Source organism: Propionibacterium australiense, assembly GCF_003666605.1.
Taxonomy (GTDB): domain Bacteria; phylum Actinomycetota; class Actinomycetes; order Propionibacteriales; family Propionibacteriaceae; genus Propionibacterium; species Propionibacterium australiense.
This window is the reverse complement of record NZ_RCIV01000005.1, coordinates 120,565-134,833: the sequence shown is the minus strand read 5'-3', so window position 1 is coordinate 134,833 and position 14,269 is coordinate 120,565. Positions and strand designations below refer to the sequence as shown.

The following is a 14,269-nucleotide window of genomic DNA, read 5'->3' as shown; positions in this document are numbered from 1 at the left end:
GAAGGCACCGCCCCTGGCACCCGAAGTTTCAACGAAAAGCCGTTTTCGTTGGAACTTCACCGTGAAGATGTCACGATCGTTTGAACTTCGCACCGAAGCGCTGACGAGACCGGCAAGAAAGACGACCAGCCCCTCTGTACCGCCTTGGAGCAAAAACCGAGGACTAAGGTGCACCGGCCCGGAGACCATTGCGCTCGCCTTCGTCGGCCGACTCTCAGCCGGTGTACCGCACGGCGGGTCATGGCCCGATTCGACATGAGACTCGGGACTGGCGGGCAGTCCCACAGGGGCTTGTCTGCACACCCGGCCCCCTGCAAGGCTTGCTGCATGGCGATCGTCGTGGACGGGGTACTGAGCAGCGCGGTTCTTCTCGAGGCGGCCGGCGAGTCCAGCTACGAACGAGGCATGAACTACGTCGACGCCGTACGCGCCCTGAGCGTCTCCGCCGGCCGCGCCACGGGCAAGGTGAAGGGCACCCTGCCCTATGATGTCCAGCTCACCTGGGACGATGGCGTCCTCAGCGGTGCCTGCACCTGCCCGCACTTCCTCAACGGCAATTTCTGCAAACATCTCGTCGCTGTCGGCCTGGCCGTCCTCGACGGGGCCCGCACCTCGGCTCTCGACATGGAGCCGCACCCCACGGACCCCGTTGAGCGTTATCTGGAGGGCCTGGAAGCCGCGGAGCTGCGCGAGCTCGTGCTGCTCCTGGCCCAGACCTACCCCGCGGCCGAAGAGCACCTCGAGACGATGGCCGCCCTCGCGACCGGCGACACCCAAGCCGTCCAGGAGAAGATGATGGCCACCGCCCGCTCGCTCACCTCAGGACGCCGCTTCCTGGACTACTACGAGGCGATGGACTACGCCAACCAGGTCGAGGACTTCCTCGATGAACTCGCCGAGCTCCTCGGCCGCCCTGGCGGCGCCTCGGCGGCCTCGCCGGCCCTGCTGCACATCACCACCCGGCTGCGCACCCAACTGGAGACCCGGGTCGATGACTCCTCCGGGATGGTCGGCGACGCCTGCCAGCGCGCAGTGGAACTCTACGCACGCGCCTGCCGCGCGTCCGACCCCGATCCGGTCAAGCTCGGCAGGTGGCTGGCGGCGTTCCGGATCGATTCGCCGGGTTGGCCTGAGACGACGCTCTCCGAGTTCCTCCCGGCATTGGGCGACAGAGGCTTGGCCGTCTACCGTCGTGCCGTCGAGAAGGCCGCGCGCCGCAGCACCCCGGACGACGACGCCTATCCCCGCAGCATGCTCATCGAACTCGCCGACCATGACGGCGACTTGGACCGAGCCGTCCAACTGCTGGGGCAGGGGGAGCACCCGCAGTACCCGGTGATCATCGAACGACTCCTCGCCGTCGGTCGGCGCCGTGAGGCCATCTCCTATCTCGACCGCGCGGTAGCGGAATCGCGCGTCAGCAGCAGGAGCCTGGCCTGGGGTCCCAGCGGCAATCCCTACTGGCTCGACCCGTACCGGGCCGTCGAGCTCTACCTCGAGGATGGGCAGACCGAGGACGCCTTGGAACTCGTCCGCGGACTGTTCCGGTCCGAACCGAGCCCGCAGGCGCTCGACCTGGTCATCTCCACCGGCGAGCGACTCGGGCGCCGCGACGAGGAGCTGGAGGACGCCCTCACCACAGCCGAGAATCGGGACTGGCCCAATGGTGACACGGTCATCGCCCTCGCCCTGCACATCGGCGACGTGAAACGGGCCTGGGCGGCCGCCGACCGGTGGGGGGTTCGGGCGAGCTGGCAGGAACTCGCCGACGCCGAGCCCCAGCCACGCCCCGACGAGGCGATAGAGCTGTACCGCAAGAACATCGAGAAAACCCTCATCACCCCGGGACGAGCCAACGCCAGGGAGGCCGCTGACATGGCCCTGCTCATGAGACGACTCATCGACCGGGCAGACGACGCCGATCAGGGGTCGAACCGCGGCCAGGGGCACCGGGCCGAGGCCTTCGCCGAGTGGCTGGAAGAGCTGAAGAGCAGGTACCGACGCCGGCCGACCGTTGATGATGAATTCACCCGGGCAGGCCTGTGAGGTCTGCCCGTCCGGGGTGACTCAGGCCTCGGTGGGTCTGCCCCCACTGATGCGGGACTCCCGTTCCCGCTCGGCCGCCTCGCGGCCCCGCTCCGCGGCCTCGCGCTCCATCCCGGCGAGCTGACTCTCCAGGTACTGGCCTCCTGGCATGTGGCGCAGGACCCGGCGCCCGCTGTGGTGCCCCAGTGTGGCGCGCGCCTTCCACAGGGCCTCGGCGATCGTCATGTCGGTGGGTTCGGTGACCTTCATCGACATGCGCGAGCCCGGCACCAGGACCACCTCGTGGCCGGCCAGCTCGGCGCAGGAGACGTCGTCGGTGAACTGCTCGCCGGCAGCGGCCATGCGCTCGTGCGCGGCCCAGATGACCTCGAGCGGGAAGCCCTGGGGGGTCTGCACCGCGCGCAGGGTCGAACGATCGACCGGGCGGCTGCCCCCCTGCCGGTCGAGGACGCGGATGGAGTCGACCACGTCGATGACCGGGGCGACCGCGTGGGCCCCGCCTCGGACGGCACCGATGATGTCCTCGACGACGTGGGCGGGCACCATCGGGCGCACGGCGTCGTGGATGAGCACGACCTCGGCCCTGCTGAGCTCCCGGTCAGCACGGATCGCCCTCAGCCCGTTGTGAGCCGACTCCTGGCGGCTCACGCCACCATGGGTCTGGATGACGGGGATCGGCAGGGCCGCCTTCGCCAGGCTCAGTTCCCTGGCGACCTTGTCGTTCACGACGACGACGGCATGCGTACAGCCACCGGCGGCCATCGCCTCGATCGACATGTTCATCAGCGCGTGGCCGGTGATCTTCAGGGCCGGTTTCGAGACCGAGCCCCCGTACCGAACGCCCAGGCCCGCACCCAGGATGACGGCGACCACTGGCTGTGACATGCCCCTGAGTCTGCCACAGGACACATGGGCCCACCGGCGGGGGACGGCATCCCACCAGACTTCTGAAATAATTTGCAGACCATCTGGCTATTGCAAAACAATATGCAAAGTGAGAAGATCGCAACATAGTCCGCATATCTTTCCAGATTGATGCAAAAACTTGCACACCAGATGAAATGAAGGACCATGAGCACAGCAACGACGCAGCCCGTCTCCGGACCGTTCCTCATCGTCAACCCGAAGGCCTACCTCGGCAGCAACGACACCCTCGGGCTCGCCCTGCTCACCGATGAGCTCGCAGCCCAGTTCAAGACCGACGTCATCTTCACCGCACAGCACGTCGACCTGCGCATGGTCGCCGATCGAACCCGGAACCTGTGCGTGACCGCCCAGCACATGGACCCGATCGTCAAGGGCCGCGGAATGGGCCACATCCTCCCCGAGTCACTCGCGGAGGCCGGCGCCAGGGCCGTCGTCCTCAACCACGCCGAGCACCAGCTCTCACTGGCCACGCTCGACGCCACCATGGAACGAGCCCGCGAGGTCGGGCTGGCCACCATCGTCTGCGCCGACACCGATGCCCAGTGCAGGGCCATCGCCACGATGGGCCCGGACATCATGATCTGCGAACCCACCGCGGCGATCGGCACCGGCACGATGGACGCCGGCGACTACATCGAGCGCACCACCCGGATCGTCAAGGACGTCGATCCCGGCATCCTCGTCATCCAGGCGGCCGGCGTGACCGGAGCCGACGACATCGCCCGTGTGCTCTCCCAGGGCGCCGACGGCTCCGGCGGCACGAGCGGCATCGTCAAGCACCCCGACTGGCGTCAGGTGCTCACCGAGATGTTCACCGTCATCGCCGAGCACAAGGCGTCCCGCTCCTGAGCCCGACGCCCCACCCCGGGCCCCGCACCGCTGCGCACGCCCGCCCGATCCCACACCGAGGAGTCATCATGATCATCGGCCTTCCCGAGGCACTCGCCTACGCCGAACAGCACAACATCGGCCTCGCCGCCATCAACACACCCTTCTTCGAGGGCCTGCTCGGCGTCATCGACGTCGCGGAGCGCTCCGATGTGCCCGTCATCCTGCAGTTCGCCCAGGTCCACGAACCCATCGTCTCCATCGAGGACATGGGGCCGGCGATGGTGGAACTGGCCAAGCGCTCCAGCGCCCCGTTCGTCCTGCACGTCGACCACGGCTTCGACATCGACTACATCCGCAAGGGCCTGGACATCGGCTTCAACTCGGCCATGATCGACGGCTCGAAGCTCGACTACGACGAGAACGTCCGCGTCACCCGTGAGGTCGTCGAGCTGGCAGGCGAGCGCGGCATCGGAGTCGAGGGCGAGATCGGCGTCATGACCGGCAACGAGAACGGCGACCCCGACCAGGGCGTCGCCGACGCCGCCCTGTACACCGACCCGCGGATGGCCGCCGACTTCGTCAAGGCAACCGGTGTCACCGCCCTGGCCGCCTCGTTCGGGACCGTCCACGGCGTCTACCGCCGCAAGCCTGAGCTGAACTACGAGCTGATCGCCCAGCTGCGGGAGGCGACCGGGGTGCCGATCGTCATGCACGGCGGATCGGGCCTGGAGGCCCGCGAGTACCAGGAGTGCATCCGCCACGGCGTGCGCAAGATCAACTACTACACCTACTCGGCCAAGGCCGCCTACGACGCCTGCCTGCCCCTCATCGAGGACCCAAACGTCATCCTCTTCTCCAATCTCGCCCGCGCGGCACGCAAGGCAGTCGAGGAGGACGCGCAGAAATTCATCGACATCCTCACGGCCACGGCCTGAACACCCAGGACACAGCAAGGAGCACCATGACCGTCTTCCACACAGCGCTGAAGCTGGAGTCGCACGGCGGAACGCCGAGTTTCATCAACGTCACCGACCAGGTGCGCGAGGCCATCGCCGCCTCGGGCATCAGCAATGGCATCGTCGCGGTGATGAGCCCCCACACGACCTGCTCGGTCTACTACGACGAGTGGGCCCATGACACCGTCGAGGACGGCTCGGACTTCCTGCAGCACGACCTCAACCGCGTTCTGGGGCTCATCTGCCCGGATCAGACCGAGTTCCCGCCCGCCGACGGCTACTCCTACCCCGGCATCAAGCACTTCGAGGAGGTCGAGAGCTGGCCGAGCGCCAGGGAGTACCTGCCCGGCGGCGACCGCAGAGCCCTGCTCAACGCCGACGCGCACCTCAAGGCGTCGATCGTCGGTTCCTCGCAGACCTTCCCACTCATCGACGGCGAACTCGGATTCGGCGTCACCGGCTACATCTTCTTCGCCGACTGGGATCGGGACAGGGCTCGTACCCGAACCTGTCGCGTCACGATCATCGGCGAGTGATCGTGAAGAATCATCCATCATTGAATACAAATAATTGCATCTATGTGACTTTTATTGCAGATAGCGTGGTGCTCGTGCCACTATGAGCCATGGCCACCACACCGGCCCAGCGCAGGGCCACGGCCACCGAATCAGATGGGCGCTCAGCCCACCGAGCAGCACACCTCAGCACCCCCGGTCCACCCCGTGGGCGAACCGGGACATGCGCACCATCATCCAGAGAATCCACCGAAGTGAGGCCAATGATGTCCACCCGTGAAGCCACCGTCGCCGCCGCCGAGGGCCTGCATGCCCGTCCCGCCGCGGCCTTCGTCCAGGCAGCCAAGGAATGCGGTGTACCCGTCCAGATCTCCAAGGGCGACAAGGGCCCCGTTCCCGCCACCTCGATGCTGTCCGTGCTCAGCCTCGGCGCGCACTGCGGTGACACCGTCGTGCTGAGCGCCGAGGGCGAGGGGGCCGAGGAGGCCCTCGACAAGCTGGTCGCCGTTCTCGCGGAGGCCGAGTGATGCCCCAGGCCAAGGAGTACACCGGCATCGGTGTCGGCCAGACGGCCGCCGTCGGCCCGTGCGTGCACTTCGCGGCGCCGCCCACGGCGCCGGCCGACGAGCCGGTCCCGGCCGGTGACGAGGCGATCGCCTCGGCCCGCGCCGCGCTCGCCGAGGCACTGAAACAGGTCTCGGTCGATCTGCAGGCCGCGGCCGCCGAGCACTCCGGCGAGACACTCGGCGACGTGCTCTCGGCGACCGCCGAAATGGCCGACGACCCGGCCCTGGCCGACCGCGCCGGCCAGATCGTCGCCGAGGGCAACGGCCCGGCGAACGCCATCACGAAGGCCATCGCGGAGTTCGCCGCGATGTTCACCGAGATCGGCGGCTACATGGCCGAGCGCGTCACCGACCTGAACTCGGTGCGCGACCGCACCGTCGCCAGGCTGCTCGACCTGGATGTGCCGGGCCTGCAGGGGATCGACGAGCCGGCCGTCGTCATCGCTCACGAGCTGACCCCGGCAGACACCTCGGGTCTCGACATGTCGAAGGTCATCGCCCTCGTCACCGAGGTGGGCGGCCCCACCTCGCACACCGCGATCATCGCCCGCCAGCTCGGGCTGCCCTGCGTCGTGCGGGCAGCCGGCGCCACGCAGATCCGGGAGGGCTCGCTCGTCGCCGTCGACAGCGCCACCGGCTCGGTCGTCGTGGATCCCGACGAGGCCACCCGCGAGGCCATCGCCAGGCGCATGGAGCGCTACCGCGCACTGGCCTCCGACACCGCGCCCGGCGCCACGTCCGACGGCCACCGGGTCCAGCTGCTGGCCAACATCGGCGGCGTCGAGGACGCCCGCGCCGCAGCCGGCAAGGCCGTCGAGGGCGTGGGCCTGTTCCGCACCGAGTTCGTCTTCCTCGACGCCGTCGAGGAACCGAGCATCGCCGAGCAGACCGAGATCTACCGCGAGGTCCTCAATGCCTTCGCCGGCCGCAAGGTCGTCGTCCGCACCCTCGACGCCGGCGCCGACAAGCCGCTGGCCTACGCCAACCCGGTGGACGAGTCGAACCCGGCGCTCGGCCAGCGGGCCTACCGTCTCGTCCGCTCGGTGCCGCACCTCATGGAGCACCAGCTGAAGGCCCTGGCGGCCGCCATCGACGACTGCCCCGGCACCGAGGTGTGGGTCATGGCCCCGATGATCTCCACCGCCGGTGAGGCCGCCGACTTCCGCCGCCGATCCGACGAGGCGGGGCTCGGCGCCAAGGCCAGGATCGGTGTCATGGTCGAGGTCCCGGCCGTCGCACTGTGCGCCGAGCAGGTGTTCCAGCACGTCGACTTCGTCTCGATCGGCACGAACGATCTCGCCCAGTACACGATGGCCACCGACCGCGAACTCGGCACCCTGTCCGATCTCATCGACCGCTGGCAGCCCGCCGTCCTCAAGCTCGTCGAGGCCACCGCACGGGCCGGCGCCGCCTCCGGGACCCCGGTGGGGGTCTGCGGCGAGTCCGCGTCCGACCCGCTCATGGCACTCGTGCTGTGCGGGCTGGGGGTCACGTCGCTGTCGATGTCGGTTCCGGCCGTACCGGCCGTCCGGTTCGCCCTGCGTCACACCTCGCTGGCTACCTGCCAGGCGATGGCGCGGGCGGCCCTCAGTGCTCCCGACCCGGCAGCTGCGGTCTCGGCCGTCCAGGAGCTGCTCGACCCCCAAGTGAGGGAGGCCATGTCCCTCGACTGAGGGACCGCGCGACGGAGCGCACCCGGCGGCACTCGCCACGCCGCCGTACCAACCACTCACAGAGAAGGAGTCATCGTGGATGACAATCCCGTGATGAAGGCGATCACCTGGTTCGCCGAACACTTCATCGGGCTGTTCAACGCCTCGGCAGAACAGTTCCTGAGCCTGGCCTCCGGCATCCTGCCGCTGCTCATGGTCATGTTGACCGCCATGTACGCGATCACCACCTGGATCGGTGAGGAGCGCGTCAACCACGCGGTGCGGTGGGCCGGCAAGTACGCCGTGACCCGCTACACGATCATGCCCTTCCTGGCCATGCTGCTGCTGACCAACCCGATGGCCTACACCTTCGGCCGCTTCCTGCCCGAGCGCTACAAGCCGGCCTTCTACGACGCCACCGTGTCGATCTGCCACCCGATCACCTCACTGTTCCCGCACGCCAACGCGGGCGAGGTCTTCGTCTGGACCGGCGTCTCGGCCGGCGTCCTCGAGGTCGCGCCCGACAAGTACGCACTGCTCGCGGTCCTGTACTTCCTCGTCGGCCTGGTCGTCATCCTCATCCGCGGCATCGCGACCCAGTGGATGACCGCCATCCTCATCCGCCGCGGCGGGCACCAGGAAACCTTCAAGAAGTACGACGCGGCCTACGCAGCCGGCCAGATCCAGGGAGGCGTGGCATGAGTTATCGCAGTGTCAAGGTCGTCAAGGGCAACGGCGGCTGGGGCAACGACATGATCCTGACCCCCACCGACGAGAAGAAGATCGTCATGTCGGTGACCGGCGGCGGCATCCACCCGGTCGCGGCGCGCATCGCCGAGCTGAGCGGCGCCGAGGCCGTCGACGGCTTCACGAACAGCGTCGAGGACGACAAGGTACTGGCCGCCGTCATCAACTGCGGCGGCACCGCCCGGATCGGCGTCTACCCGAAGAAGCGCATCAACACGATCGACATCTACCCCGGCTCGCCGACCGGCCCGCTGGCCAAGTACATCACCGAGGACATCTTCGTGTCGGCGGTGGGGCTGGACCAGATCAGCCTGGCGGACGCCGAGGCGGTCGACGCCGCTGCCGCCGCAGCCGCGGCCCGGGCCGACGAGGCCCCGGCCCAGGCGGAGACGGAACGCCCGAAGACGGTCTCCCAGCAGCAGGCCGACAAGGGCGGCTTCATGTCGGTCATCGTGAAGTTCGGCAACGCGGTCGGCTACGTCATCAACACGCTGCTGTCGTCGGGCCGCCAGGCGCTGGACATCATCCTGAAGACCGTGCTGCCCTTCATGGCCTACGTCGGCCTGCTCATGGGTATCGTGAACTACACGGGCATCTCGGACCTGATCGCCACAGCCGTCACGCCGCTGGCCGGCAACCCGATCGGCCTGATCCTGCTGGGCGTCATCGTCGCCCTGCCGTTCCTGTCCCCGGTGCTCGGCCCCGGCGCGGCCATCGCGCAGGTCGTCGGCGTGCTCATGGGCCAGCAGATCGGCGCCGGCTCGCTGCCCGTGCAGTACGCGCTGCCCACCCTGTTCGCCATCGACGGGCAGGTCGGCTGCGACTTCGTCCCGGTCGGCCTGTCGCTCGGCGAGGCCCAGCCCGAGACGATCTCCGTTGGTGTCTCCGCCGTGCTGTTCACCCGCCTGGTGACCTCACCGGTGGCGGTCATCATCGCCTACCTCACCTCGTTCCTGCTCATCTGACCCGACATCACCGGGTGGGGCGGCCCCGGCCGCCCCACCCGCATCCCCCAAACAGAAGGAGAGACCATGTCAACCCTGTGGAGCGCTGACGTCACCGCGATCGGACCCGACGCCGGCGACATGATCGACGGCGGTGTCATCATCCTGTTCGGCGAGCCCGTCCCCGAGGCCCTGGCCGAGGTGAGCGTCGTGCACCGTACGACGACGGCACTGACCCGCGACATCACCGCCGGCGACGTCTTCCGCATCGCCGGCCAGGACTACACGGTCGACGCCATCGGGGAACGCGCCTGCGCGAACCTGACCGAGCTCGGTCACGTGGTCGTCTACGTCAACCAGCCCGAACAGGAACTCCTGCCGGGCGCCGTGCTGGCCTCCGGCCCGGAACTCACCGTTCCCGCCGTCGGCAGCACCGTCGAGTTCCTCGAGGCCTGATCCGGCATGGACGCCCTCGACTGGAGATTCCCCGCGATCCTCGTGGCGGCCATGCTGCTCGGGCTGCTGTTCACCTACCTGCAGATGCGCTCGTACAACGCCGAGCTCAACAAGGCCACGCGGATCGCCAGGGGCGAGCACCTCATGCTCGTCTCCGGGCGCGGCCGCTCCATCGCGGGCGGGGCGATCGTCATCGCGATCGTCGACACCACCGCCCGGTGCATCATCTGGGCGCGCGCCCTGGCCGGCAAGAGCGTCTTCGCCAGGTTCCACGACGCGCCCGGCCTCGTCGGGGACATGGCCGGGGCCGTCGACCGGGCCCGCGGCAAGCAGCTGAAGGCCGCCGTCGAGATGGCGCTGGCCCAGGTCGGAGACGCCGGCACGGAGCCTGCGGACGAGCCCTCAGCCACCACACCACCAACCACCCACCACGCGCCTGTTCCCACAACCGGGCCACGGCTGATCCGCAAGCGCGTACCCCACACCACCGGCTCGGGGGCAGCCAGCACCCCGGGCGTGTCCATCCCGAAAGGAAACTGACATGGGTTACACCAAGGCTCTTCTCGAACGCCAGAAGGAACTGGGCCGTCCGGTCCAGGTGGGCGTCGTCGGCGCCGGCCAGATGGGCTCCGGCCTCATCGCCTCGATCCAGCGCGCACCGGGCCTGGCCGTCGTCGCCGTCGCCGACATCGTCGTGGACAAGGCCTCATCGGCGCTGCGCAACGCCGGGCGCGATGACGTCGTCGTCGCCGGCACCGACATCGACAAGGCCGCTCAGGCCATCGCCGACGGCAGGGCCGCCGTCATCTCGGATGGCCTGCGGATGCCCGAGCTGCCCGTCGACATCGTCGTCGAGGTCTCCGGGGTGCCCGAGATCGCGGCCCAGATCGCCTACACCTGCATCACGCACTCCAAGGACGTCGCCCTCATGACGGTCGAGGCCGACATCACCGTCGGTCCCCTGCTGGCGTCGATGGCCAACGCCGGCGGGTCGGTGTACACCGTCATGCGCGGCGACGAGCCGGTCGAGTGCCTCAAACTGGTCGAGTACGCCCAGGACCTGGGTCTCGAGGTGGTCTGCGTCGGCAAGGGCAAGAACAACGTCAACATCCCGCACGGCATGCCCGAGGACAACATCGCCGACGCCGAGCGCAAGAAGATGAACCCGCGCATGCTCACGGAGTTCACCGACGGCACCAAGACCCAGCTCGAGATGACCGCCCTGTCGAACGCGACAGGCATCCCGATCGAGGTGGACGGCATGCACGGCGAGGAGATCCCGCTGGCCGAGCTCGCCACCAAGCTGATCCCCAAGGCCGACGGCGGCATCCTCGAGTTCGACAAGGGCCCGTGCGTGGAGTACGTCACGGGCGATGTCGCCCCGGGCGTCTTCTGCATCGTGAAGTCCACCTCGGACGTCATCACCGAGGAGCTCGACTACCTGAAACTCGGCCACGGCCCCTACTATCTCTTCTACCGTCCGTGGCACATCGCCTCGATCGAGGCGCACCTGTCGATCTTCGAGGCCGTCACGACCGGGCGAGCCGACTTCCAGTCCACGCACGTCACCACGGAGGTCGTCGGCCGGGCCAAGACCGATCTCGAGGCCGGGTTGACCTTCGAGGGCATGGGCGGGCACCACTTCTACGGCTACGCCATGCCTGCCGACAAGGCCCGCGAGATGAACCTCGTGCCGGTCGGCCTGCTGCAGCACTCGAAGCTGAAGGTCGACAAGAAGGTCGACGAGATGATCTCCTACGACGACATCGAGATCGACCACACCCGCCCGCTCGTCGCCATGCGATTCCTGCAGGACGCCATGGTGGCCCGGGGCGTTCTCGGCTGATCACCTGGCCGGCTGAGACGTTCGGCCACCACAAGGGTGTTCGCTCTCCATAGAATTGATGGGGGTCAGGACCGAGGAAGGATCCTGGCCCCCATCATCCGTCTCCGGGTGCCTCACCAGCACCGGGAAAACCCCCAGGGTCAGGGAGTCCCATGCCTGCCAAGAGAGATCAGCAGTTGCTCATCGACGCCGCGCGGCTGTACTACGTCGACGGTCTCGACCAAGGACAGGTCGGGGCTCGTCTCGGGCTGTCGCGCTCCAGCGTGTCCCGGATCCTGCACGAGGCGCGCTCCACCGGGCTGGTGCAGATCCGGATCGTCGGTGATGACCGGACCGTGCGCAACGGTGACCTCGAGCGGCGCCTGGGTCAGGCCTTCGGGCTGCGCGAGGCCCTCGTGGCGGACACCTCAGCCAGCACCGACCACCTCGCCTCGGTCGCCCGGCTGGCCGGCGAGTCCTTCGCCCGACTGGCCTCGGGCTCCTCGCGGATCGGTTTCGGATGGGGGCTCACCATCGCCCAGTTCATCGACCTGCTCGCCGAGACCCCCCTGCGCTCGGACACCCGCATCGTCCCGCTCGTGGGCGGCATGCCCACTCTCGACAGCGCCCCCTCGGGCAACACCCACCTGCAGATCCTGGCCGACAAGTGCGGCGCGACCGCCGGGCGTTTCGACGCACCGGCGATCGTGGAGTCGGCACTCACCCAGCAGGCCATGATGAGTGAGTCCTCGGTGCAGGCCTCGCTCGCCGAGGCCCGCTCCTGCGATCTGGGGTTCGTCGGCATCGGGAACTACGAGGTGCAGACCTCCCGGGCCGTCATGGGCGCCATGAAGCTCAGCGCCTCGGAGAAGTCAGCCGTCGAGGCGGCCCACCCGGTCGGTGACATGCTGGGCCGCTACTTCACGATCGAGGGCGTTCCACTGGGCCCGCCCACCTCCGAGCGGGTGATCGGCATCGACCTGGACGACCTGCGCCGCATCGAGACGGTCGTCGGCCTGGCCAGCGGCAGGGCGAAGGCCCCCGGCACGCTCGGCGCGCTGCGCACGGAAGCGCTCGACATCCTCGTCGTGGACGACGTGCTCGCCGAGGCACTGCTGGCGATGGCGGCCTGAGGCCCGCCCACGGGCTGACGCGGACGGGCCTCAGCGCAGTCGGGCGTTACTTCTTGCCCTGGGCGGCGACGGCCTTCTGGCCGGCCTCGGCGGCCTCGGGGTCGAGATAGCGGCCGCCCTTGACGACGGGCTTGAAGTCGTCGTCGAGCTCGTAGAACAGCGGGATGCCGGTGGGGATGTTCAGGCCCGAGATGGTCTCGTCGTCGATCTCGTCGAGGTGCTTGACGAGGGCGCGCAGCGAGTTGCCGTGCGCGGCGACGAGAACGGTCTTGCCGGCCCGCAGATCGGGGATGATGTCGGACTCCCAGTACGGCAGCATGCGGGCGACGACGTCCTTGAGGCACTCGCTGAGGGGACGCTCGTCCTCGGGCACGTCGGCGTAGCGTGGATCACGGAACTGGCTCCACTCGCCGTCCGGGTCGATCGGCGGGGGCGGCACGTCGTAGCTGCGACGCCAGGCCATGAACTGGTCCTCGCCGTACTTGTCGCGGATCTCGGTCTTGTTGAGGCCCTGCAGGGCGCCGTAGTGACGCTCGTTGAGCCGCCAGCTGCGCCTGACGGGGATCCAGTGACGGTCGCAGCGGTCGAGCGCGAGGTAGGCGGTGTGGATCGCTCGGCGCAGCAGCGAGGTGTGGACGACATCGGGGAGCAGGCCCTGCTCGGCGAGGAGCTCGCCGCCGCGGGTCGCCTCACCCACGCCCTTCTCGTTGAGGTCGACATCGACCCAGCCGGTGAACAGGTTCTTCGAGTTCCATTCGCTCTCGCCGTGGCGGAGCAGGATCAGCTTCGAGGTCATGGCCCGAGTCTAGCGGCCACGAGGCCTCCCGAACCGTGCTGCCGGCCGCGTCCACGGCCCGAGACACCACTTCTGTCGACTAACCTTGGAGCAGCACGGCACGGGGCCGGATGCACACGAGCAACGCAACGGGGTGAGTCATGACGCAAGGCGATGTGTCGCCGCTGACGCGCGTCGTCACCCACGACACCCCTGGCCGCCCCCGTGATCCGCTGGTGGAACCGCGCGCGCTCACCGCCGCCCTGGAGATCTACGGCCAGCACGGTTGGTCGGGTTTCACGATGGGCCGGGTGACGATGCTGGCCAAGGTGGGCAAGTCGTCCATCTACCGGCGCTGGCCCGACCGCGTCGAGCTGCTGACCGCGGCCTTCGAGCGGACCGCCCTGCTCTTCGAGCTGGACGACAGCCGTGTCGCCGGGCTGCCCTTCCAGGAACAGCTGCTGACGATGGTCCAGCACCGGCTGTACACCTACACGACCCCGACCGGCACCGCCATCATCCGGTTGCAGGTGGAGCACCACTGCGGGCCCGACGAGGTCGGCGACATCTGGAAGAGCACGCTCTCGCGGTTCCGCAACGGCCTGCGCACCCTGCTGAGCGACGCCCACGTCACGAGCCATCTGCGCCCCGGGGCCTCACCGGAACTGCTCGCCGAGGCACTCGAGGGCAGCATGATCATGCAGGCCCTGGCGGTGCCCTTCCCGACGGTGAGCACGGCGAACGTCAGCGAGCAGTCGTTCGCCCTCGTCAAGCAGGTCGTCGCCCCATGGCTGACCGATCCGATGACGATACCCGCCACCGCGCACCCGCTGCCGCCGATCATCAGCGCGAGCACACCGTCCCGGTGACCCCGGCCTTGCCCGGCCCGGTGCGCG

General features: G+C 68.5%; 15 protein-coding genes. 13 read left to right on the top strand and 2 right to left on the bottom strand.

The window, feature by feature from the left end:
• Positions 1 to 327 precede the first annotated feature (327 nt).
• Complete coding sequence (locus D9T14_RS06070; RefSeq protein WP_170175763.1) at positions 328 to 2,046, top strand: SWIM zinc finger family protein; 1,719 nt, start codon at positions 328 to 330, stop codon at positions 2,044 to 2,046.
• Between the two features lie 21 nt (positions 2,047 to 2,067).
• Here D9T14_RS06070 and D9T14_RS06065 read toward each other — a convergent pair whose 3' ends face one another.
• Positions 2,068 to 2,931, bottom strand: coding sequence for an IspD/TarI family cytidylyltransferase (locus D9T14_RS06065; RefSeq protein ID WP_119161387.1), 864 nt, complete (start codon positions 2,929 to 2,931; stop codon positions 2,068 to 2,070).
• Positions 2,932 to 3,117: 186 nt separating this feature from the next.
• Here D9T14_RS06065 and D9T14_RS06060 point away from each other — a divergent pair, with 186 nt between their 5' ends.
• From D9T14_RS06060 to D9T14_RS06010, 11 genes are all read left to right on the top strand, one after another.
• On the top strand, positions 3,118 to 3,822 hold the full coding sequence (locus D9T14_RS06060) for a triose-phosphate isomerase (protein WP_119161386.1): 705 nt from the start codon (positions 3,118 to 3,120) through the stop codon (positions 3,820 to 3,822).
• A gap of 68 nt (positions 3,823 to 3,890) precedes the next feature.
• Complete coding sequence (locus tag D9T14_RS06055; RefSeq protein ID WP_119161385.1) at positions 3,891 to 4,739, top strand: class II fructose-bisphosphate aldolase; 849 nt, start codon at positions 3,891 to 3,893, stop codon at positions 4,737 to 4,739.
• A gap of 26 nt (positions 4,740 to 4,765) precedes the next feature.
• Entirely contained in the window at positions 4,766 to 5,296 is a 531-nt protein-coding gene (locus tag D9T14_RS06050) for a YjbQ family protein (RefSeq protein WP_119161384.1), read from the top strand.
• 245 nt (positions 5,297 to 5,541) lie between these two features.
• On the top strand, positions 5,542 to 5,802 hold the full coding sequence (locus D9T14_RS06045; RefSeq protein WP_119161417.1) for an HPr family phosphocarrier protein: 261 nt from the start codon (positions 5,542 to 5,544) through the stop codon (positions 5,800 to 5,802).
• A complete protein-coding gene (gene ptsP, locus D9T14_RS06040; protein WP_119161383.1) occupies positions 5,802 to 7,514 on the top strand; it encodes a phosphoenolpyruvate--protein phosphotransferase in 1,713 nt (570 codons plus the stop codon). Before D9T14_RS06045 ends, ptsP begins: the two co-directional genes overlap by 1 nt.
• Before the next feature lie 75 nt (positions 7,515 to 7,589).
• Positions 7,590 to 8,195 carry a PTS glucitol/sorbitol transporter subunit IIC gene (gene srlA, locus D9T14_RS06035; protein ID WP_232012361.1) on the top strand — a complete coding sequence of 202 codons (606 nt, stop codon included), beginning with the start codon at positions 7,590 to 7,592 and terminating at the stop codon, positions 8,193 to 8,195.
• Complete coding sequence (gene srlE, locus D9T14_RS06030; RefSeq protein WP_119161382.1) at positions 8,192 to 9,205, top strand: PTS glucitol/sorbitol transporter subunit IIB; 1,014 nt, start codon at positions 8,192 to 8,194, stop codon at positions 9,203 to 9,205. The genes srlA and srlE overlap by 4 nt, the downstream gene beginning before the upstream one ends.
• Before the next feature lie 66 nt (positions 9,206 to 9,271).
• Positions 9,272 to 9,640 (top strand): PTS glucitol/sorbitol transporter subunit IIA, encoded by a 369-nt coding sequence (locus tag D9T14_RS06025; RefSeq protein ID WP_119161381.1) that lies wholly within the window; start codon positions 9,272 to 9,274, stop codon positions 9,638 to 9,640.
• Positions 9,641 to 9,646: 6 nt separating this feature from the next.
• Complete coding sequence (locus D9T14_RS06020) at positions 9,647 to 10,180, top strand: transcriptional regulator GutM (protein ID WP_119161380.1); 534 nt, start codon at positions 9,647 to 9,649, stop codon at positions 10,178 to 10,180.
• A gap of 1 nt (position 10,181) precedes the next feature.
• Positions 10,182 to 11,486, top strand: a complete 1,305-nt coding sequence (locus D9T14_RS06015) for an NAD(P)H-dependent oxidoreductase (RefSeq protein WP_119161379.1) — start codon at positions 10,182 to 10,184, stop codon at positions 11,484 to 11,486.
• A gap of 152 nt (positions 11,487 to 11,638) precedes the next feature.
• The gene (locus tag D9T14_RS06010; protein ID WP_119161378.1) at positions 11,639 to 12,598 is read left to right on the top strand and encodes a sugar-binding transcriptional regulator; all 960 of its coding nucleotides are present in this window, start codon (positions 11,639 to 11,641) and stop codon (positions 12,596 to 12,598) included.
• A gap of 46 nt (positions 12,599 to 12,644) precedes the next feature.
• Here D9T14_RS06010 and D9T14_RS06005 read toward each other — a convergent pair whose 3' ends face one another.
• Positions 12,645 to 13,394 carry a phosphoglyceromutase gene (locus D9T14_RS06005; protein WP_119161377.1) on the bottom strand — a complete coding sequence of 250 codons (750 nt, stop codon included), beginning with the start codon at positions 13,392 to 13,394 and terminating at the stop codon, positions 12,645 to 12,647.
• Between the two features lie 140 nt (positions 13,395 to 13,534).
• Between D9T14_RS06005 and D9T14_RS06000 the strand changes: the two genes are divergently transcribed.
• Entirely contained in the window at positions 13,535 to 14,242 is a 708-nt protein-coding gene (locus D9T14_RS06000; RefSeq protein ID WP_119161376.1) for a TetR/AcrR family transcriptional regulator, read from the top strand.
• The last annotated feature ends 27 nt before the right edge of the window (positions 14,243 to 14,269 follow it).